The sequence below is a fragment of the Allobosea sp. 47.2.35 genome (assembly GCF_024655635.1).
Classification (GTDB): Bacteria; Pseudomonadota; Alphaproteobacteria; order Rhizobiales; family Beijerinckiaceae; genus Allobosea.
Genome location: NZ_JANLGI010000001.1, coordinates 368,773 through 388,823, shown reverse-complemented (window position 1 = coordinate 388,823; position 20,051 = coordinate 368,773). Strand labels below are relative to the sequence as shown.

General features: G+C 67.8%; 19 protein-coding genes and 1 pseudogene. 12 read left to right on the top strand and 8 right to left on the bottom strand.

Annotation, left to right across the window (positions count from 1 at the left end):
- Positions 1-11: 11 nt before the first annotated feature.
- Both NUV79_RS01985 and ffh read right to left on the bottom strand, forming a co-directional pair.
- Entirely contained in the window at positions 12-527 is a 516-nt protein-coding gene (locus NUV79_RS01985; protein ID WP_257731396.1) for a GNAT family N-acetyltransferase, read from the bottom strand.
- Positions 524-2,098 (bottom strand): signal recognition particle protein, encoded by a 1,575-nt coding sequence (ffh, locus tag NUV79_RS01980; protein ID WP_257731395.1) that lies wholly within the window; start codon positions 2,096-2,098, stop codon positions 524-526. The genes NUV79_RS01985 and ffh overlap by 4 nt, the downstream gene beginning before the upstream one ends.
- A gap of 305 nt (positions 2,099-2,403) precedes the next feature.
- Here ffh and NUV79_RS01975 point away from each other — a divergent pair, with 305 nt between their 5' ends.
- The 5 genes and pseudogenes from NUV79_RS01975 (at position 2,404) to NUV79_RS01955 (ending at position 5,887) form a co-directional block, all read left to right on the top strand.
- Positions 2,404-2,832, top strand: coding sequence for a hypothetical protein (locus tag NUV79_RS01975; protein WP_257731394.1), 429 nt, complete (start codon positions 2,404-2,406; stop codon positions 2,830-2,832).
- Positions 2,833-2,910: 78 nt separating this feature from the next.
- Positions 2,911-3,492: a CAP domain-containing protein gene (locus NUV79_RS01970; RefSeq protein ID WP_257731393.1), complete on the top strand. Its 582-nt coding sequence runs from the start codon at positions 2,911-2,913 to the stop codon at positions 3,490-3,492.
- Between the two features lie 59 nt (positions 3,493-3,551).
- The gene (locus NUV79_RS01965; RefSeq protein ID WP_257731392.1) at positions 3,552-4,178 is read left to right on the top strand and encodes a LysE family translocator; all 627 of its coding nucleotides are present in this window, start codon (positions 3,552-3,554) and stop codon (positions 4,176-4,178) included.
- Positions 4,179-4,186: 8 nt separating this feature from the next.
- A pseudogene (locus NUV79_RS01960) lies at positions 4,187-4,795 on the top strand (class I SAM-dependent methyltransferase).
- Positions 4,796-4,828: 33 nt separating this feature from the next.
- On the top strand, positions 4,829-5,887 hold the full coding sequence (locus tag NUV79_RS01955) for an MBL fold metallo-hydrolase (RefSeq protein WP_257731391.1): 1,059 nt from the start codon (positions 4,829-4,831) through the stop codon (positions 5,885-5,887).
- Between the two features lie 56 nt (positions 5,888-5,943).
- Here the strand turns inward: NUV79_RS01955 and NUV79_RS01950 are convergent, their stop codons facing one another.
- Positions 5,944-6,648, bottom strand: coding sequence for a GyrI-like domain-containing protein (locus tag NUV79_RS01950; RefSeq protein WP_308218145.1), 705 nt, complete (start codon positions 6,646-6,648; stop codon positions 5,944-5,946).
- 336 nt (positions 6,649-6,984) lie between these two features.
- Between NUV79_RS01950 and dapF the strand changes: the two genes are divergently transcribed.
- Positions 6,985-7,869, top strand: coding sequence for a diaminopimelate epimerase (gene dapF, locus NUV79_RS01945; RefSeq protein ID WP_257731390.1), 885 nt, complete (start codon positions 6,985-6,987; stop codon positions 7,867-7,869).
- Positions 7,869-9,140, top strand: a complete 1,272-nt coding sequence (gene mtaB, locus NUV79_RS01940; protein WP_257731389.1) for a tRNA (N(6)-L-threonylcarbamoyladenosine(37)-C(2))-methylthiotransferase MtaB — start codon at positions 7,869-7,871, stop codon at positions 9,138-9,140. Before dapF ends, mtaB begins: the two co-directional genes overlap by 1 nt.
- A 128-nt stretch (positions 9,141-9,268) precedes the next feature.
- Here mtaB and NUV79_RS01935 read toward each other — a convergent pair whose 3' ends face one another.
- The 4 genes from NUV79_RS01935 to NUV79_RS01920 all read right to left on the bottom strand — a co-directional run bounded on the left by NUV79_RS01935 (position 9,269) and on the right by NUV79_RS01920 (position 15,034).
- The gene (locus NUV79_RS01935; RefSeq protein WP_257731388.1) at positions 9,269-10,378 is read right to left on the bottom strand and encodes a sulfite oxidase; all 1,110 of its coding nucleotides are present in this window, start codon (positions 10,376-10,378) and stop codon (positions 9,269-9,271) included.
- A 99-nt stretch (positions 10,379-10,477) separates the two neighbouring features.
- The gene (locus NUV79_RS01930; protein WP_257731387.1) at positions 10,478-12,193 is read right to left on the bottom strand and encodes an AMP-binding protein; all 1,716 of its coding nucleotides are present in this window, start codon (positions 12,191-12,193) and stop codon (positions 10,478-10,480) included.
- A gap of 212 nt (positions 12,194-12,405) precedes the next feature.
- The gene (locus tag NUV79_RS01925) at positions 12,406-14,490 is read right to left on the bottom strand and encodes an elongation factor G (RefSeq protein WP_257731386.1); all 2,085 of its coding nucleotides are present in this window, start codon (positions 14,488-14,490) and stop codon (positions 12,406-12,408) included.
- A 232-nt stretch (positions 14,491-14,722) separates the two neighbouring features.
- Positions 14,723-15,034, bottom strand: a complete 312-nt coding sequence (locus NUV79_RS01920) for a hypothetical protein (RefSeq protein WP_257731385.1) — start codon at positions 15,032-15,034, stop codon at positions 14,723-14,725.
- 148 nt (positions 15,035-15,182) lie between these two features.
- Here NUV79_RS01920 and NUV79_RS01915 point away from each other — a divergent pair, with 148 nt between their 5' ends.
- Positions 15,183-15,371 carry a hypothetical protein gene (locus NUV79_RS01915; protein ID WP_257731384.1) on the top strand — a complete coding sequence of 63 codons (189 nt, stop codon included), beginning with the start codon at positions 15,183-15,185 and terminating at the stop codon, positions 15,369-15,371.
- Positions 15,372-15,383: 12 nt separating this feature from the next.
- On the opposite strand, the gene NUV79_RS01910 is transcribed toward NUV79_RS01915, so the two are convergent.
- Positions 15,384-16,172 carry an SDR family NAD(P)-dependent oxidoreductase gene (locus NUV79_RS01910; protein WP_257731383.1) on the bottom strand — a complete coding sequence of 263 codons (789 nt, stop codon included), beginning with the start codon at positions 16,170-16,172 and terminating at the stop codon, positions 15,384-15,386.
- Positions 16,173-16,348: 176 nt separating this feature from the next.
- On the opposite strand from NUV79_RS01910, the gene rplS reads away from it, so the two are divergent.
- The 4 genes from rplS to NUV79_RS01890 all read left to right on the top strand — a co-directional run bounded on the left by rplS (position 16,349) and on the right by NUV79_RS01890 (position 20,042).
- The gene (rplS, locus tag NUV79_RS01905) at positions 16,349-16,744 is read left to right on the top strand and encodes a 50S ribosomal protein L19 (protein ID WP_257731382.1); all 396 of its coding nucleotides are present in this window, start codon (positions 16,349-16,351) and stop codon (positions 16,742-16,744) included.
- A 177-nt stretch (positions 16,745-16,921) separates the two neighbouring features.
- Positions 16,922-17,371: a MarR family winged helix-turn-helix transcriptional regulator gene (locus tag NUV79_RS01900; RefSeq protein WP_257731381.1), complete on the top strand. Its 450-nt coding sequence runs from the start codon at positions 16,922-16,924 to the stop codon at positions 17,369-17,371.
- A gap of 56 nt (positions 17,372-17,427) precedes the next feature.
- Positions 17,428-18,996: an MFS transporter gene (locus tag NUV79_RS01895; protein ID WP_374678700.1), complete on the top strand. Its 1,569-nt coding sequence runs from the start codon at positions 17,428-17,430 to the stop codon at positions 18,994-18,996.
- A gap of 5 nt (positions 18,997-19,001) precedes the next feature.
- Positions 19,002-20,042 carry an HlyD family secretion protein gene (locus NUV79_RS01890; RefSeq protein WP_257731379.1) on the top strand — a complete coding sequence of 347 codons (1,041 nt, stop codon included), beginning with the start codon at positions 19,002-19,004 and terminating at the stop codon, positions 20,040-20,042.
- Positions 20,043-20,051: the final 9 nt, after the last annotated feature.

Genomic DNA, 20,051 nt, shown 5'->3' with positions numbered 1-20,051 from the left:
TTGGTTTTGGTTCAGTGTTTCGCAGGCGCGGCCGCCGGATGCCGGTAGATGCCGACCTCGGTGCCACGGATCACGAAGGGTTTCTCGAAGCGCGCGCCGAGACGCTCGGCAACGCGGATCGAGGGTCGGTTGTCGGGATGCACCAGGCTCATCAGCGTGGTCCACCCCAAGTCACGATAGGCATAGTCACGGGCGCGCAGCGCAGCCTCGGTCGCGTAGCCGCGACCATGCTCGCCTGCGAACAGGCTCCAGCCGATCTCCGGCTCGGGCCAGCCTTCCGGCGAGAGCAGGCCGCACCAGCCGACGAGCCGGCGGTCCTCCTTCGCTTCCACCGCCCAGAGGCCGTAGCCGCGCAGCGTCCAATGGCCGGCCATGGCGGAGAAACGGCGCCAGCCATCCCAGCGGTCGCTGGTGCCACCGACATAGCGGGTCAGGTTCTCATCGGCGTAGAAATCGACGAGCACGTCGAAATCGGCGGCCGTCCAGCCGCGCAGCCGCAACCGCTCCGTTTCCAGAACGGGAATCACTTCTTCTTGGCCCCGAACGGGTTACCCAGGCCGGGCAAACCGCCACCGCCGAGCCCCGGCAACTTCGGCATCATCCCGGCCGGCGGGGTCACGCCCTTCGGCAGGCCGGGGAAACCGCCCGGCGGCAGCGAAGGCAGGCCGCCGCCCGCGCCGAGCTGCTTCTGCAATTCGGCGAGCTGAGCGGGGTCCATCTTGGAGGGATCAGGCATGCCAGCCGGCAGGCCACCGCCGAGCCCGAACATCGAGCCGAGCTTGCCGAGCATGCCGCCCTTCTGCTTGGCCATCATCTTCATGGCGTCGGCCATGCCGCGATGCATCTTGAGCAGCTTGTTGATCTGCTCGGCCGTGGTGCCGGAACCGGCGGCGATGCGCTTCTTGCGGCTGTTCTTGAGCAGGTCGGGATTCTTGCGCTCGGCCGCCGTCATCGAGTCGATCGCAGCGATCATGCTCTTGAACATCTTGTCGCCGACGCCGGCATTGGCGAGCTGCGACTGGGCCTGCTTCATGCCGGGCAGCATGCCCATCACGCCGCCGATGCCGCCCATCTTCTCCATCTGCTGGAGCTGCGCGCGCATGTCGGAGAGATCGAACTGGCCCTTGGCCATGCGCTGCGCGGTGGCCTGCGCCTGCTCGGCGTCGATGGTCTGCGCCGCCTTCTCGACGAGCGAGACGATGTCGCCCATGCCGAGGATGCGGTTGGCGACACGCGACGGGTGGAACTCGTCGAGCTCGTCGACCTTCTCGCCGATACCGACGAGCTTGATCGGCTTGCCGGTGACGGCACGCATCGAGAGCGCCGCACCACCGCGCGAATCGCCGTCCATGCGGGTCAGCACGATACCGGTGAGGCCGACGCGGGCATCGAAGGCACGCGCCGTGTTGACCGCGTCCTGACCGGTCAGCGCGTCGGCGACGAGCAGCACTTCATGCGGGTTCGTCGCGGCCTTCACCTCGGCGACCTCGGCCATCAGCGTGTCGTCGAGCGTCACGCGGCCGGCGGTGTCAAGCATCACGACGTCGTAGCCGCCGAGACGGGCAGCCTCGACCGCGCGCTTCGCGATCTGCACGGCCGACTGGCCGGCGACGATCGGCAGCGTCTGCACGCCGACCTGGCTGCCGAGGATGGCGAGCTGCTCCATGGCGGCCGGGCGTCGCGTATCGAGCGACGCCATCAGCACCTTCTTCTTGTGGCGCTCGGTCAGGCGCTTGGCGATCTTTGCCGTCGACGTCGTCTTGCCCGAGCCCTGAAGACCGACCATCAGGACCGGAACCGGCGGCACGGCATCGAAATTGATGCCCTCGCCCTCGCCGCCCAGCGTCTCGATCAGGACGTCGTTGACGATCTTGATGACCTGCTGGCCGGGCGTGACCGATTTCAGCACCTCGGCGCCTACGGCGCGCTCCCGCACCTTGTCGGTAAAGGACCGGACGACCTCGAGCGCAACGTCGGCCTCGAGCAGCGCGCGGCGAACCTCACGGAGAGCCGCGTTGACGTCCTCCTCGGTCAGCGAACCCCTGCGGGTCAGCCCCGAGAGGATGCTGGAGAGCCTGTCGCTCAGCGTGCCGAACATGCGGACCTGCCTGCTTGCCTCGGGAAGCCTTCAGCACCACGACCTCATCGCCAAGCGGTTTCGCGCCCGAGGGCGCAATCGCGCTGTCGGGCGTTGACCTCCGGGCTCATGAAAGCGGCTTGCGCGGCCCGGTCGGCGGATGTGGTTTCGACGATGTCGGCGAAACGGATGCGATCTTAAAGCGGAAGACTGTGGCGAAAGTCAAGTTTTGGGGACGGGGAGGCGCTGAAAATGGCACTCGGGTTGCACGGCCGCCCTCTTCCACGCATTGCTGGGCGGTTCGATTCATCATCAAGGGACCGACGATGCGCTTTTTCGCCCCTCGCAGCCTGCCCCTCGCTGCCGGCCTCGTGCTTGCCAGCCTCAACACGGCAATGGCCCAGCCCTGCGCCAGCAACTTCAAGGTCGATGGCGTGCCGATGGTGACCGGGCTGAGCTACCGCACCTGGGACCTGATCCCGAACCGCCAGCCCGCGGCCGTGCTCAGCGATCTCGGCGCCGCGGTTTCGGCCGAGGGCTTCGCCGACATGCGCATCGACAAGGCGACAAGCGCCGTCCTCGCCATCCAGGAGACCACCGGCTCGGGACGTCCGCAGACCTTGCGCATCACCGCCCGCAAGAACGGCAAGGGCACCCGCGTCGATGCGGTCTTCGTCGTCCAGGCCGGGCAGGTCGCGCCGGAGGATTACGTGCGCAAGGCGTTCTGCCGCGTGATCGGCGGCGCACGCAGCTAAATCACGGAAATCGCACGGCCCCAGAAAGGCCCTGATCGGGCGGCATCGCTGCGGCCCGATTCGCAAACGTGCCGGCCCATGACACTGAAACCTGCCTCGATCCTGCTGGCCCTCTCCGTCCTGCTGGCCGCCTGCGCCGGCGATCCGCGTCGCGAGGGCCCGCTCGATCCGCGCATGGTCGAGAAGGTCGCGGCCGTCTCGCTCGACCCCGCGCAGGCCGGGCGCATCCTCAATGCCTATCGCGCCAGCCAGGGCCTCGGCGCCGTCAGGCCCGACCCACGCCTGATGGCGATGGCGCAGCGCCAGGCCGATGCCATGGTGGCCAAGAACGCCCTCTCGCATGATGCCGGCGGCGACTTCACCGCCCGCATCCATGCCGCCGGCGTCGATAGCGCGCGGGCCGCGGAGAACCTCGGCGGCGGCTATTTCTCGGTCGAGGAGGCCTTCGACGGCTGGCGCAAGTCGCCGGGCCATGACGCGAACCTGCGCATGAAGGAAGCGACCCGCTACGGCATCGCGCTCTCCAAGGACCCGCGCACCAGCTACCGGGTCTGGTGGGTGCTCGTCGTCGCGGCCGATCCGGAGGTGCGCCGCGAGATGGCAGCCGAACCACCCGCTCCGACGATGTGGTTCGGCAACAACGTGCGGCCCACGCGATAGCTCTTTACAAACCCCCGCTTCTGGTGATGGCTCTGGTCTTTAGCGGAGCCTTCACCATCATGACCTTCGAAGCCTGGATCGCCTTCACCGCCGCCACCGCCGTCCTTCTGGTTATCCCCGGACCGACGATCCTCCTGGTGATCTCCTATGCGCTCGGCCAGGGCTGGCGCACCGCCTTCCCGATCGCCGTCGGCGTCGCGCTCGGCGACTTCACCGCGATGACGCTCTCCATGCTCGGCGTCGGCGCCCTGCTTGCTACCTCCGCCCTGATCTTCACCACGCTGAAATGGATCGGCGCGGCCTATCTGATCTGGCTCGGCATCAAGCTCTTCCGCGCCGGCGGCACGCTCGATGCCAAGCCGCGCGAGGACGCCGCTCCCGGCTGGAAAATGCTCGGTCATGCCTGGCTGGTGACCGCGCTGAACCCGAAGAGCATCACCTTCTTCGTCGCCTTCCTGCCCCAGTTCCTCGACACCAAGGGCGATTTCTGGACGCAGATGCTGATCTTCGAGGCGACCTTCATCACGCTCGCCTTCGCCAATGCCATGGGCTACGCGCTGATCGCCTCGCGGGCACGGGCCGTGGTCAGCAATCCACGCGCAATCGGGCTGTTCAACAAGACCGGCGGCACGCTCCTGATCGGCGCCGGCGTCGCGACCGTCGCGATCCGCTCCGGCAACAACTGACGCCGATCATGTCGAGCAAGGACGACCAGACGCTCGGCTTCTATGCCGAGGAAGCCAGCGCCTATGCCGGTCGCGCCCGGCTGGCGGAGCACAGCCGCATCGATCCCTTCATCGCCGGGCTCAGGCCCGGCGCGCGGATTCTCGAACTCGGTTGTGGCGGCGGACAGGATAGCGAGGAGATGCTGCGGCGCGGCTTCGACGTCGTGCCGACGGACGGCTCCCCGGAACTGGCGGCGCAAGCCGAACAGCGCCTCGGCCGCCCGGTCCGTGTCCTGCTCTTCGAGGATCTGGAGGACATCGCGGCCTATGACGGCGTCTGGGCGCATGCCTGCCTGCTGCATGCACCGCGCCCGGCCCTGCCCGGCATCATCGACCGGATATACCGCGCCCTGCGTCCAGGCGGCGTCCTCTATGCCAGCTTCAAGGCTGGCGAGGCCGAAGGGCGCGACGGCCTCGGCCGCTATTTCAACTATCTCTCGTAAGCCGAACTGCGTGCCGCCTTCGGCAACGGCGCTCGCTGGCAATCCCTGACGATCGATGAGGATACCGGCTCCGGCTATGACCGCCAGCCGACACGCTGGCTTCACGCCTTGGCGATCAAACGACCGGAGCCTTGACGGAAGGTCGCGGCGGCCTACCTGTTCTGGACCATGACCCGTCGCAAACTCCTCTCCTTCGTCGGCCTCGGTGCGCTGCTGGCTTCGACCGGCGCCGCCTGGGGCGCGATCTCCCGTTCGCGCAATCCCTATTATCAGGGCCCCGTCAGCGACCATTTCAACGGGCTCGTCTTCAGCGACGGCCGCCCGGTGACCAAGGGCCTCGCCGATGTGCTGCGCTGGCAGACCGGCAAGCGCGAGCGCGAGGCTTTTCCCCTCGCCTATCAGGCGCCGCCGCAGGACAAGCCGCCGGCGCGTGTCGACGGCGTCCGGATCGTCCATCTCGGCCACGCCTCCTTCCTCTATCAGGTCGCGGGCCTGAACCTGCTGATCGACCCCGTCTATTCGCTGCGCGCGAGCCCCTTCTCCTTCCTTGGTCCGAAGCGCGTGAATGCGCCGGGCGTCGCCTTCGCCGACCTGCCGAAGATCGACGCGGTGCTGGTCACGCATAACCATTACGACCATCTCGACATCGAGACGCTGGCGCAGCTGCACGGCCGCGACCAGCCGCGCATGATCATGCCGCTCGGCAATGACGCGATTGTCCGATCCCGCATCCCCGATGCCCGCGCCGAGGCGCATGACTGGAACGACCGGCTCACGCTCTCGGACAAGATCGCGGTCACGCTGGTGCCAAGCTATCACTGGTCGGCGCGCGGCGCCTTCGACCGGCGCATGGCCTTGTGGTGCTCCTACATCCTGGAAACGCCGGCCTCGAAGATCTTCCATATCGGCGATACCGGCTACCATGACGGCTCACTTTATCGGGAGCTCGGCAGCCAGCACGGACCGTTCGACCTCGCCGTGCTGCCGATCGGCGCCTATGAGCCACGCTGGTTCATGTCGGACAACCACATGAACCCGGATGAGGCGGTCAAGGTCATGCTGGCGCTGGGTGCCAAGCAGGCGATCGGCCATCACTGGGGCACCTTCCAGCTCACCGACGAAGGCGTCGAGCGGCCGCCCGAGGCGCTGAAGGTCGCGCTGGCAGAGGCCGGGCTGCCGGAGGAGCGCTTCAGGCCGATGCGGCCGGGTTTGAGCTGGAGCGTGTGACGCCCCTTGTCATTCCGGGACGGCGCATCGCGCCGAACCCGGAATGACAGCGAAAGCTATTTCGGCTGGACGTAGATGTTGATCTCGAGATTCGGGTCGCCCGGGTCCCTGAGGTCGCTGACATATTCCTCGAGGAACGCGTCCTTCACGGCGATGCTCTTGGCTTCGAGATAGGCCGTGATCGTCTCGTAGGTGGAATCGATGTCGTCATAGGGCGCGACATGCTGGAAACGCAGCGCCCGCCCCGCGGGTGAAGCGCTCAGCTTGATCCCGGGCCCCAACGCCTGAGGCTGCCCCCCGGCCGGCACCGCGACGGGCAGCATCGCCTCGAAGCGGAAGCCGTCATCGGTCGTCTCGACGAAGAGCGACAACGGCCGACCAGCGACCGGCAGGCCAGCTCTCTGCGCTTCCGCGCGCAAGGCGTTGAAGCTCTCCGACAGTCGCTGGAAACCCTGGTCCCAGCTGGCCTGCCCCGACAATTGCAGAACAGGCTTCGCGGCCAGCACGACCTCCTCGATATCGCTGGAATCGCTACGCTTGCCGGCAAGCGTAGCGTTCGGATCGGGCACGCCGGTCTGCTGCTGCACGGGCGGCGCCGGCAAGGGCTGGCCCGGCGGCGGCAAGGTCGGCGGCGGCTGCACCGGCTGCGGCTCGGCTGGTCCCGGCAAGGTCGGCGCGGGCTGCATCGGCTGCGGCACCACCGGGTTCGGCGGCGGCGGAGCGGGCTGGACCGGCTGCGGTCCCGGCTGGGATTCGGGCACGGGCGCAGGCGGGGTCTGCGCCGGAGCCGACGGTATCTGGACAGGGCTTGCGCCGGGTGGCGGAGCAAGCGGCGCCGATTCGACGGCGACAGGCGGCGCAACGCGCGTCTGTGCGACGACCATTCCGCTCGACAAGCTCGTCAAGCCGACGAGAGCCAAGGCACAAATCCGGGAATACCGCCGAGAATCACGCATTGTCACGGCCTTAGAGTTTCACGCGATTCGCGCCCTTGCGGCGCAACATAGAATGTCCACCTTGTCTCAGGAACGGGGACGAGGGTGGCTTTTTCACGTCGCCTCGGCCATAGACCCCTTATTCATGGGACGTGTGACCAAATGAACGCTCTGGCCAATCGCCGGTTCCTGAAGATGAACGGGCTCGGCAACCAGATCACGGTGCTGGACCTGCGCGGCAGCAAGCACCTCATCAGCGAAAGCGAGGCCCGCGCCATCGCCTCCGAGCCGCGCGCCCGCTTCGACCAGCTCATGGTCCTGCACGATGCCATCACGCCCGGCACAGACGCCTTCGTGCGCATCTATAATACCGACGGCTCGGAGGCCGGCGCCTGCGGCAACGGCACGCGCTGCGTCGCCTGGGCGATGATCGCCGACCCGCAGATGGGCGATGCCAGCAAGAGCCGCCTCGCGCTCCAGACCAGGGCCGGCCTGCTGCCGGCGGTGCGCGAGGGCGAGACCCTCTTTACCGTCGACATGGGCGCGCCGCGCCTCGCCTGGGACCAGATTCCGCTGGCCGAGCCCTTCGAGGATACCAGCCGCTTTGAGCTTCAGATCGGGCCGATCGACAATCCGATCCTGCATACGCCCTGCGCGGTCAACATGGGCAATCCGCACGCGGTCTTCTTCGTCGCCGACCCCTATGCCTACAATCTCGAACAGATCGGCCCGCTGCTCGAGAACCACCCGATCTTCCCTGATCGCGCCAATATCGAGCTCGCTGCGGTGAAGGCGCCCGACCATATCGTGCTGCGCGTCTGGGAGCGTGGCGCCGGCATCACCCAGGCCTGCGGCTCGGGGGCCTGTGCGGCGCTGGTCGCGGGGGTGCGCCGCGAGCTCACCGCCCGCAAGGCCACCGTCAGCCTGCCCGGTGGCGATCTCGCCATCGAATGGCGCGAGCGCGACGGCCATGTCCTGATGACCGGCCCGGTCGAATTCGAATGGGAAGGCACGCTCGACCCGGCGTTGTTTTCGAGCGCCGCGTAATGACCCTTGAGGTCGTCACCTTCGGCTGCCGCCTCAACATCGTCGAGAGCGAGGCATTGAGGCTCCAGGCGGAAGCCGCCGGGCTGAAGGATGCCGCGATCGTCAATTCCTGCGCCGTCACGGCCGAGGCGACCCGGCAGGCCCGGCAGGCCGTGCGACGCCTCAAGCGCGAGCAGCCGGACCGGCCGGTGATCGTCACCGGCTGCGCCGCGCAGATCGAGCCCGCCCGCTTCGCCGATATGCCGGAAGTCGACCGCGTCCTCGGCAATGACGAGAAGCTGCGGCCCGAGAACTGGACGGCGCTCGCCCGCTCCAACAGCCTCGGCCACCCCGACACGGCCACGGCCGACAAGCTCGATGTCGGCGACATCATGGCCCCCACGGCCATGCGCGCGCCGATCACCGGCCGCTTCGCCGGCCATACGCGCGGCTTTGTCCAGGTCCAGAACGGCTGCGACCATCGCTGTACCTTCTGCGTCATCCCCTTCGGACGCGGCAATTCGCGCTCGCTCGCCATAGCCGATGTCGTCGCGCAATGCCGCACCCTGCTGGAAGCCGGCGCCCGCGAGATCGTGCTGACCGGCGTCGACCTCACCAGCTATGGCCGCGACCTTCCCAACGAGCCGTCTTTGGGCGCGCTCGCGGGCGCGATCCTGCGTGCCCTGCCCGAACTGCCGCGCCTGCGCCTCTCCTCGATCGACGCCGTCGAGGTCGACGACGCCTTGCGAGACCTGCTCGCGACAGAGCCGCGCCTGATGCCGCATCTGCATCTCTCGCTGCAGGCCGGCGATGACCTCATCCTCAAGCGCATGAAGCGCCGCCACGGCCGCGACGACGCCATCCGCTTCTGCGCGGAGATCAGGGCCTTGCGTCCCGATATCGTCTTCGGCGCCGATCTCATCGCCGGCTTCCCGACCGAGGACGAAGCGATGTTCGCCCGCTCGCTCGACCTCGTCGCGGAATGCGGGCTGAGCTTCGTCCATGTCTTCCCCTATTCGGCCCGCCCCGGCACGCCGGCTGCGCGCATGCCGCAGCTTTCGGGAGAGATCGTCTCGGAGCGCGCTGCAAGGCTGCGCGCGGCAGCAGGCGCAGCCCAGCAGCGTCACCTCGCCGCGCGTATCGGCCGCCCGCTCAGCGTCCTGACCGAACGCGGCAATACCGGCCGAGCCGAGGATTTCACGCTGGTTCGCTTCGGCAGCGACATCGCGCCGGGCGAGATCGTGCCGGTCACCGGCCACGCCGCCGACGGCAAGGCGCTTCTCGCGGCCTGAACTCGTTTTCCTGGGAAGAGTGGCCGCCTCGGTCGCCGATGGGAGGAGGAGTGACCGAGGCGGCAGAGCCATGCCCGGAATGGCAGACCCATTCCTTAGACGCAGCAACCTGCCAAAAGGTTCAAAGGCTAAGCAATGATCGAGCCGCGCACACGCTGGACCTGATTGTTGCAATATCCCCGTGGGTTCCAGACCGATTCCAGCGGCTGGACGCCGCCCTCTGCGTCCCGCGCGCGTGCCATGACGACGAATGGGCCGGCCTGCCCGGCGACGATCTCCGCCTCGAAGCGCTGCCAGGCGAAACGCCCCTCGCCGGCCTGCAATGCGACCTCGCTCCAGTTCTCGCCGCCGTCGCTGGAAATCGCGACTGATTCCAGCGGCACGGCGCCACTCCAGGCGAAGCCCGCGACCTTCAATCGCTCGCCCTGCTTCGCGACGAAGCCGTCAAGCGGCGTCGTGATCAACGACTTGACCGGCATATCGGTGATGACGGCAAAATTCGCGGGGTCGAGCGGTTCGCCGGGGCGCACCGGCCGGATCGGCATCCGATAATCCGTCCCGCGCATCTTCTCGCCGTCATGTTCGATAGCGCGCAGCGTGACCCGGTCGAGCCATTTCTGCCAGGCCGAGCCGGGATAGCCCGGCGCGACGATCCGCAAAGGCCCGCCATGCAGGCGCGGCATAGGCTCGCCATTCATGGCGAAAGCAATCAGGGTTTCGGGGGCCACCGCCTTGGCCATCGGCAGGCCACGCGAGAGCGCCGCCTTCTCCGGCTTGCCGATCTGACGGTCCGGCGCGTGATGGGCGGTATACACGGCGCCCTGTTTGGGGCCGGCATGTTCCAGCACATCCGCCAGCCGCACACCTGTCCAGCGTGCGCAGCCGACGGCGCCGAGACGCCATTGCAAACCGTCCGTCGCCGGCGAGAAGCGCGAGCGGCCATTGCCGGCGCATTCCAGGACAGCAGTGACCGTGACGGTTTCGAAGCGCTGGCGCAGGCCTTCGACGGTCCAGACGGCCGGGCGCTCGACCTCGCCATCGATGGTCAGCGTCCACTCGCTACTGTCGTCGATCTCCGGCAGATGGCCGTTATTGCGGATGAAGAAGGAATCGACCGGCGTGATCGGCTCGTCGAGCAGCGCGAGCGCCGGCTCGGCGTTCAGCGCCTCCTCCTCGTAGACATGGAGGCCGGGCTTCAGGCGGCGCAGCAGCGGCAGTTCGACGAGGCGATGAGGCAAGCGGCGATGGTCTCCGGCGGCGCGCGGCGGTCACCCGCCCACGCGAAAGCCGACAAGAGATGGCACGATGCTCGCCTGCCTGTCGACCGTCGCCCAGCGTCAGCGCTTGGCGACGACCTCCTCGCGCAGCGCGCGGCGCAGCACCTTGCCGACATTGGTCTTCGGCAGGCTCTCGCGGAAGAAGATCTGCTTGGGCACCTTGTAGCCGGTCAGATTTTCCTTGCAGTAGGCACGCAGAGCATCGGTCGTCAGGATCGGGTCCTTGCGCACGACGAAGGCGGTGACCGCCTCGCCCGAATGCTCGTCCGGCAGGCCGATCACGGCCGATTCCAGCACGCCCGGATGCGAGGCCAGCACGTCCTCGACCTCGTTCGGATAGACGTTGAAGCCGGAGACCAGCACCATGTCCTTCATCCGGTCGACGACCTTGACCTGCCCGTCCGGCAGCATCACGCCGACATCGCCGCTGCGGAAATAGCCGTCCGCCGTCATCGACTTGGCGGTCTCGTCAGGGCGGTTCCAGTAGCCGGCCATCACCTGCGGGCCGCGGATGCAGATCTCGCCGGCCTCGCCCATCGGCATGTCGTTGCCCTCGGCGTCGCGGATCGCGATCTCCGTCGAGGGGATCGGATAGCCGATCGTGCCGCTGAACTCGGTCAGGTCCGGCCGGTTGATCGTGGCGATCGGCGAAGTTTCCGACAGGCCATAGCCCTCGATGATCGGGCGCCCGGTCACGGCCTTCCACTGCTTGGCGACCGCGGCTTGCGTCGCCATGCCGCCGGCCACCGCGAAGCGCATCTCGGAGAAATCGACTTGCCTGATCTCGGGATGATTGGCGAGCGCGTTGTAGAGCGTGTTGACGCCGGAGAAGAGCGTGAAGCGGCTCGCCTTCAGCGTCTTGATGAAGCCCGGTATGTCGCGGGGATTGGCGATCAGCAGGCTCTTGGCGCCGATGCGCAGCATGAACATGCAGCAGCAGGTCAGCGCGAAGATGTGGTAGAGCGGCAGCGCCGTCACCATGACATGCTGGTAGTCGCTGCGGCCGAGCGGCGGCTCCAGCACCCATTCCAGCCAGAAGCCGGCCTGCTGCACATTCGACGCGACATTGCGATGCGTCAGCGTGGCGCCCTTCGCGACGCCGGTCGTTCCGCCGGTATATTGCAGGAAGGCGACATCGTCCGGCGTGACCGTCACCGGCGCCATCCGGGCGCCGCCCTGCAGAACCTGCTGGAAGCCCATCGAGCCCGGCAGGTTGTAGTGCTTCACCACCTTCTTGATGCGGCGAGCGACGAAATTGACGATCTTGCCCTTGAAGCCCATCAAATCGCCGGCGGTGGCGACGACGATCGCGTCGAGCTTCAGGTTCGGCAGCGCCTCCTCGACGACATGGGCGAAGTTTTCGATCACCACGAGCACCCGCGCCCCGGAATCGTTGATCTGGTGGGTCAGTTCGCGCGCCGTGTAGAGCGGATTGACGTTGACGACGGTGAAGCCGCCGAGCAGCACTCCGAAGATCGCCGCCGGATAGGCCAGGATGTTCGGCATCATCAGGGCGACACGGTCGCCCTTCTTCAACCCCCTGGACTGCAGCCAGCCGGCGAAGGCCTCGGCCGCCTGGCGGGTCTCGGCGAAAGTGATCGTCTTGCCGAAGCTCTCGAAGGCGGGACGGCTGGCATAGGTCGAGCAGGCCGAGCCGATCAGGTCCACCAGCGTGCCGACCTTGGCATCGTCGAGTTCCGGCGGAACGGCCGGCGGATAATGCGCTAGCCAGGGTCGCGAGACATTCCTGGCCTGCGTGGCGCCAGTCGCAGTCATTCTTCCCTCCCTCTCGCCCGGTTAGCCGCCTTGCGACGGGTTCCGGTGCATTTTCATGATCGTACAGTGCGGAACAGCGGCCGGGAGCGCAAGCTCCAGCCACCATAGGCTGTCGAATGTTCACATATAAACAGTCCACGCAGCACGAAATCAAGCCCGATCCGGGAGCCAACGATTGGCTCCCGGCGGGAGGGCAGTCCTGAATTCCCGGGTCAGCGACCTTGCGCGAGGGCGAGCGCCTGCGCGGAGACCACGGCCTCGGCCGGCTTGCCGGCAAGTTCCGCGAGATGGTCGAAGCGTGCGCTGAACGAGCCGACGCCCGATGTGGCCGAGCGCAATTCGACGATCAGCCCGGTCATCTCGGCTTCCGGCACCAGCGCCTTGATCTGGTCCCAGCCGCGCCAGCCCGGACGCGTGTCGTAGCCGAGGATCTGCCCGCGCCGGGCGGAGATCAGCGCCGAGGCCCGCGACATCGCCTCAGACGGGATCACCACATCGACCGAGAGGATCGGCTCCAACAGCACCGGCTTCGCCTGCGGCATCGCCTCGTTCATCGCAAGCCGGGCCGCCTGCCGGAACGCCATGTCGGAGGAATCGACGGTGTGATAGGAGCCGTCGGTCAGCGTCACCGCGACGTCGACGATTGGGAAGCCGAGCGGCCCTTTCTCGCAGAAATCGCGCATGCCGGCCTCGACCGAGCCGATATACTGGCGCGGCACGACCCCGCCCGTGATCTTGTCGACGAACTGGATGCCCTCCCCGCGCGGCAGCGGCGCGACCTCGATCACGACGTCGCCATACTGACCGTGGCCGCCGCTCTGCTTGCGATGCCGGCCGCGCGCCCCGGCCTGGCCACGGATGGTCTCGCGATAGCCGACCTGCGGCGTCTTGTTGAGGACAGTGACGCCATAGCGCCCGGCGAGCTTCTCCAGCGCGACGCGCAGATGCATCTCGCCCTGGCCAGACAGGCGGGTCTCGCCGAGTTCGGGCACCTGCGTCACCGCGAGCGCCGTATCCTCCTCGGTCAGGCGCTGGAGCGCCGCCGCCAGCCTGACATCGTCCTTGCGCTCCTTCACCGCGATGGCGAAGGCATGCACGGCCTCCGGCGGCGCGACCGCGCTGACCACGCTCGCGCGTGTCTTGCCGAGCATGAAGGCCTCGCCCGTCGCGATGCCGTCGAGCTTGGCGAAGCCGGCGACATCGCCCTCCTCCGCCGCGGGCTTCCGGCTCTGCTCGGCGCCCTTCAGGGAGACGACACCGGCGATGCGCGCCTCGACGCCGCCCGAGGAGGTCACGGCATCGCCTTCCGCCAGCCGGCCTCGCATCACCCGCGCCAGCGAAACCTTGCCGCCCTGGCTCGAATGCCAGGTCTTCATCACCTGCGCGAGCGGCGGGCCTTCCGGCAGAATTCCGGCCCGCCCGCGCGTCTCCGCCAGCCCCGGCGCCTCATGCCGGAGCGCCTTGAGCAGCCGCGTCACGCCATTGCCGCGCTCGGCCGCGCCGATCAGCACCGGCACGACATGACGATGCTGCAATTCGCGGGCGAGATCGTCGAAGACGCGGTCGCGCGGCGGCTCCATGTCGCCGAGCAATTCTTCCATCAGTTCGTCGTCGTAATCGGCGAGCCGCTCCAGCATCGAGAACCGGGCTTCCTTCTCGCGGCCGGCTTCGTCGACGGCCAGGGGCACGATCTCGCTCGGTGCATGCTCGCGGTAGATGAAGGCCCGCTCCAGGGCGAGGTCGATGAAGCCGATCGCGATGCCCTTCTGCCAGATCGGGATCTGGCGCAGCAACAGCGGCGTGCGGGAGGCCCGTTGCAGGATGGCAAGCGTCTCGCGCACCCGGCGCGAAGCCGTGTCGATCTTGTTGAGGAACAGGAAGCGCGGGATGTCGGCTTCCTCCAGCTCGCGCAGCACGAGCTCCAGCGCCGGCGCCTTGCGATCATCCGCCTCGCAGACCACGACGGCCGCATCGACCGCGGGCAGCACATGGCGCATCTCGTGCAGGAACTCGACCGAGCCGGGGCAGTCGATGAAATGAAAGGTATCGCCGAGGAAATCGACGCTCGCGACGGTGGGCTCCGTGCTCATCTGGTGGGCGCGGGCTTCCGGCGCCGCATCGCCGACCGTGTTGCCGCCCTTGACCGTGCCCGTGCGGGTCAGCGCGCCGCATCGCATCAGGATGCTTTCGAGCAGCGTCGTCTTGCCGCTCTGGAAGGGGCCGACGATCGCGATGCATCGCGGCCCCGCGCGTCGGGTGCCGTTTGCGGAGACTCCGTTCTGTGCCGATGCGGGCATGGCTTCCTCCTTCGGGTCTGGCCGCGAAGGAGGAGAAGGTCTGGCAACCCCGGCTCCGGCGCGGCGGAAAGCCGGCGGGAACCGCGAATGCGCTCACGCCGGATGGGCGGCGGTCGCTCGGGCCCGACAGGGTCGGGCGGCCGTCGGAGAGGCAGTTGGGCGGAGGTTCGCGCCGATCGGGAGCGGACGCAAGGGCTTTGTCGGTGATCGTGAAAACGCGCGGCGACGCCGCTCAGTCCGGCCGCTTCGCGCCGCCTGCGGGATTGCTCTGATGCATCGGCTGGCCGGTCGGAGCCGTCTCCCGTCCGTATTCACGATTCTGCGGCGCCTCAGTTGCGGCAGCGCCGCCAGTTGCGGGGCGATTGACGCCGGGCGCATGCTGCGTCGCGCCGGAGCCGGTTCCCTGCTGGGGCGCCATCCCGCTCGATCCCGAACCGCTGCCTGTTCCTTCCCGGGCGGTCGAGGGCGGCGAAGGCGTCTGGGCCTCAGCCATCCCCGTCGCGGCCAGCAGGGCTATCGCGATGCCCACGGCATATGATTTCATCGCTTGTCCTCCGGACTGCCTCGCACGGAGGACCACGGTCGACCAACGTTGCCGGACCGGGCACGGTTCCGGCGGGAACCCGGACGGCCGCGGGGCATTCTACGAGGCGGGCGGCCGCTACGGCCGTGATTGAGCATGGAGACAGCCGATGCCCGAGAATGCCTCGCAGACGGAATTGGACGAGCGCATCGCCCTCCTTCGGCGCAACATCGCCGAGCTGATGGAACAGGCGACAGGTGCCTCCGGCGCGGCCGTCGAGGAGGCCCTCGCCGATCGGCTCAGCGAACAGCAGGACATGCTCAACGAGCTGCTGAAGCAGCGTGAGGCCAAGGGCTAGCGGCGCCGGCCGTCAGAGGTTGCGGCGCTCGCCGCGCAGGGTCGCGAGGCCGATGCCGGCCGCGTCGAAGCCACCATCGACGGCCAGCACCTGCCCGGTGATGTAGCTCGACCGGTCCGAGCAGAGGAAGAAGATCGCCTCGGCCAGTTCCTCCTCCAGCCCGTAGCGGCCAAGCGGCACGGCATCGCGATAATCCGCCCGGATTTCCGGGCTGTGCACCGCCTTGGCCATCGCCGTCTCGACCGGCCCGGGCGCGACCGCGTTGACGCGGATGCCAAGCCCCGCGAGCTCGACCGCCTGCTGCTTGGTGAGATGCGCCAGCGCAGCTTTCGAAGTGCCGTAGGCGACCCGCAGCGTCGAGGCGCGCAGGCCCGAGATCGAGGTGATGTTGACGACGGCGCCACCGCCATTGTCGGCCATGGCGCGCGACGCGAGCTGCGTCGCCAGGAACGGGCCGGTGAGATTCACCGCCATCACCCGCTGCCACTCGTCATGCGTGGTTTCCAGCAGCGGCTTGAACACCGCCGTCCCGGCATTGTTGACGAGGGCATCGAGCCGCCCGAAGCGCTTGGCCATGCCCGCGAAGGCCGATTCGAGCTGCGCCGGCATCGCCACGTCGCAGGTCAGCACCAGCACCCGCTCGGGCGTCGCGATCTCGGCCGCCGCCCGCTGCAACCCCGCCCCGTCGATATCGAGCAGGCCGACCTGCCAGCCCTCGGTCAGGAAGCGCTTGGCGGCGGCGAGGCCGATGCCGCGCGCGGCGCCGGTCACGAGGGCGGTCTTGATAACGGGATCGGTCATGGCATCTCGTCCGGTGGCAGGTCGCTCCCGCACAGGCTATGCATGCCGGCAGCGTGGCCAACAAGCCGGGATTGCCGCTCGACAAACCCGCCGCGCTCCTGTATGGCCCCGCACTCAACTGAAAACAGCGAGCCGAAAGCCCGCGCTTCCGCGCGAATACGGCCATGGAGAGACCCATGAACATCATCGAGCAGATCGATGCCGAGCAGATTGCCAAGCTGAGCGAAGGCAAGGCCATTCCCGCCTTCCAGCCCGGCGACACCGTGCAGGTCAACGTCAAGGTCAAGGAAGGCGAGCGCAGCCGCGTCCAGGCCTATGAAGGCGTCGTGATCGCCCGCAATGGCGGCGGCCTCAACCAGAGCTTCACCGTCCGCAAGATTTCCTATGGCGAGGGCGTCGAGCGCGTCTTCCCGCTGTTCTCGCCGAACCTCGACTCGATCAAGGTCATCCGCAAGGGCAAGGTGCGTCGCGCCAAGCTCTATTACCTGCGCGATCGTCGCGGCAAGTCGGCCCGCATCGCCGAGCGCGTCGATGCCAAGCCCGCGAAGGGCCAGAAGGGCGCCGGCAAGTAAGCCGAACCCTCAACGCGAAAAGTTTGAAACGCGGTCCTTCGGGGCCGCGTTTTTTCTTGCCTTCAGTCACACGGTCTCATGCCAAAAACGCATATCAAATGAGAAAAATTCAACTTGATATGCATTTTCAGAACACATAAGTACGATGATCATTAGCATGCTATTTATGTTGGCGCCATGGACCTCACCCAGCTTCAGGCCGCGTTCACCGGCGAGCTTGCCGCCGTCAACCGCAAGCTGCGCGCGCTCGTCGACGACCGTGCGCGCGACATGGGCCTGACCCTGTCGCGGGCGCGCCTGCTGATGGAACTCGCCAAGGCGGACGGCCCGATCCAGTCCGATCTTGCCGGCCTGCTCGACATCGAGCAGCCGACTCTGGTCCGGCTCCTCGACGGGCTGGAGCGCAACGGCATGATCGAACGCCGCGCCGTCGCGGGCGACCGCCGCGCCCGCCGCGTCTTCCTGACCGAGACCGCCCGCGCCCAGGCGCAGGACATCCTCGACTTCCTCGCCGAACTGCGCGCCGGCATCCTGCAGGGCATCGAACCCGAAGAGCTGGAGATGGCGCTCGACGTCCTGCGCCGCACCTCGCGCAATATCGCGGCAGGCCGGAGCGCTGCCCCGTGAGCACGCCCGAAGCATCCGCCGCGCCTGTCGCGCCGCCTACGCCGGCCGGGCTGACGATGCCGCGGTCTCGCGCGCTGGCCTATATGCTCGCCTCGGTGACGCTGGCGATGACGCAGCAGATCGGCGCGAACCTCGTCAACACCAATGTCTACCAGATCCAGGGCCAGCTCGGCGCCACCATCGCCGAGACCAACTGGCTGATCGCCGCCTATATGGCGCCGAACGTCTCGCTCTCGATCGCCCTGATCAAGATCCGGATGCAGTACGGCCTGCGCAATTTCGCCGAGGTGAGCCTCGCCGGCTTCGTGCTCGCCGCCTTCCTGAACCTCACCGTCGTCCACGACCTACCCTCGGCCGTGATCGTGCGCTTCATGAGCGGCATGGCGGCGGCGCCGATGTCCTCGCTCGCCTTCTTCTACATGATCGAGCCCTTGCCGCCGCAGAAGAAGCTCACCGTCGGCCTCTCGCTGGCGCTGACCAACACCACGCTCGGCATCCCCGTGACGCGCCTGATCTCACCCTGGCTGCTCGATCTCGGCGGCTTCCATGGCCTGACGCTGTTCGAGATGGGCCTCGCCATGGTCGCCTTCGGCTTCGTCTATGCGCTGCCCCTGACCACGCCGCCGCGCGTCAAATGCATCGGCCCGCGCGATATCGTCAGCTATATCCTGATCGCGATCGGCTTCGGCTCGATCGCCGTCGCGCTCAGCCTGGGCCGCATCTACTGGTGGTTCGAGGCGCCCTGGCTGGGCTGGCTCCTCGCCTGCGCCGTGATCTGCCTGACGCTGGCGGTGATCGCCGAACTCCACCGCGACAGCCCACTCATCGACATCCGCTGGCTGACCAGCCCGACGACGCTGCATTTCGCCGGCGCTTTGCTGCTGATGCGCATCGTGCTGGCCGAGCAGACGGTCGGCGCCTCCAATTTCTTCCAGGCGCTCGGCATCCAGAACGAGCAGACCCTGTCGCTCTACGGCGTGATCCTCTGCGCGATCCTCGCCGGCGGCGTCACCTGCGCGCTGCTGCTGCGGCCGGGCCGGGAGAACTGGTTCTACGGCACGGCCCTCGCCTGCGTCGCGCTCGGCGCCTGGCTCGACAGCGGCGCCACCAGCCAGACAAGGCCGCACGACATCTGGCTGAGCCAGACGCTGGTCGCCTATGGCTCCGGGCTCTTTCTGCCGGCCGCGATGGCGCAGGGCATGGGCAGCGCGATCGCGCGCGGCCCGCTCTACATCCTGAGCTTCATCACGGTGTTCCTGTTCACGCAGAGCATCGGCGGCCTGCTCGGCTCCGCCATCTTCGGAACCTTCATCACCTTGCGCACCACGTTCCACTTCAACGTGTTGGCCGAGCATTTCGTCCTGTCCGATCCGTTCTTCGCCCAGCGCGTCAACCAGTTTGGCGGGATCTATAGCCATGTCCTGACCGACCCGACGCTGCTGCGGGCGGAAGGCGTGACGCTGCTCACCCAGCGAGCCTCTCAAGAGGCCATCGTCCTCGCCTACAACGACGCCTTCATGCTGATTTCCACGATCGCCGCCCTCGCCCTAGCAGGCCTGCTCGCGCATCTCGCCTATCTGCAATTGCGCAAGCCCGCCGCCTCCGTCGCTCAACCAGCACCCTGACCGCCATGTCTCGCATCCTCCGCTCCGTCTCGACCTATGTCGCGCTCGCCATCGGCCTCGTCGGCCTCGGCATCATCCTCTACGCCTGGCGGCTGCCACCCTTCGCCAGCGCGATCGAGATGACCGAGAACGCCTATGTGCGCGGGCAGGTCACGATCATCGCGCCGCAGCTCGCCGGCTATGTCGCCGAGGTCCCGGTGCAGGATTTCGCGACGGTGAAGAAGGGCGACCTGCTCCTGCGCATCGACGACCGCATCTTCACCCAGAAGCTGGAGCAGGCCCGCGCCGGCCTCGCCGCCCAGCGCGCCGCGCTCGCCAATTCGGATCAGTCGCGTGCGGCGGCCGAGGCCCGCCTGCGCGCCGCCGTCGCCAATGTCGCCAGCGCCGAGGCGGCGCTCCGCACGGCCGAGGCCAACTGGGGCCGGATCGAGCCGCTGCGCGAGCGCGGCGTCGTCAGCCAGACCTCGACGGACCAGAGCCAGCAGGCGCTCGACCAGGCCCGCGCCTCCATCACAGCGACCAATGCCGCCGTGGACGTCGCCCGGCAGGATGTCCAGACCGCGATCGTCAATCGCCAGTCGCTGGTGGCAGCGGTCGAGGGTGCGGAGGCCGCCGTCCATCTCGCCGAGATCGACCTGAGCAATACCCGCATAACCGCTCCACAGGACGGCCGGCTGGGCGAGATCCAGGCGCGGCTCGGGCAGTACGTCTCGGCCGGCACGCAATTGATGGCGCTGGTGCCGAACCAGGTCTGGGTCGTCGCCAATTTCAAGGAGACGCAACTTGCCGGCATGCGCACCGGCCAGCCGGTCAGCTTCACCGTCGATGCGCTGCGCCATGCCCGCCTGACGGGAACGATCGAGCGCTTCTCGCCGGCGGCCGGCTCCGAGTTCAGCGTGATCCGGCCCGAGAACGCCACCGGCAACTTCATCAAGATCGCCCAGCGCGTGCCGGTGCGGATCGCCGTCGATCCCGGCCAGCCCCTCGCCGAGCGTCTGGCGCCCGGCATGTCCGTCGTCGTCAGCGTCGACACCTCACGGCCCTGACGGGCCGGT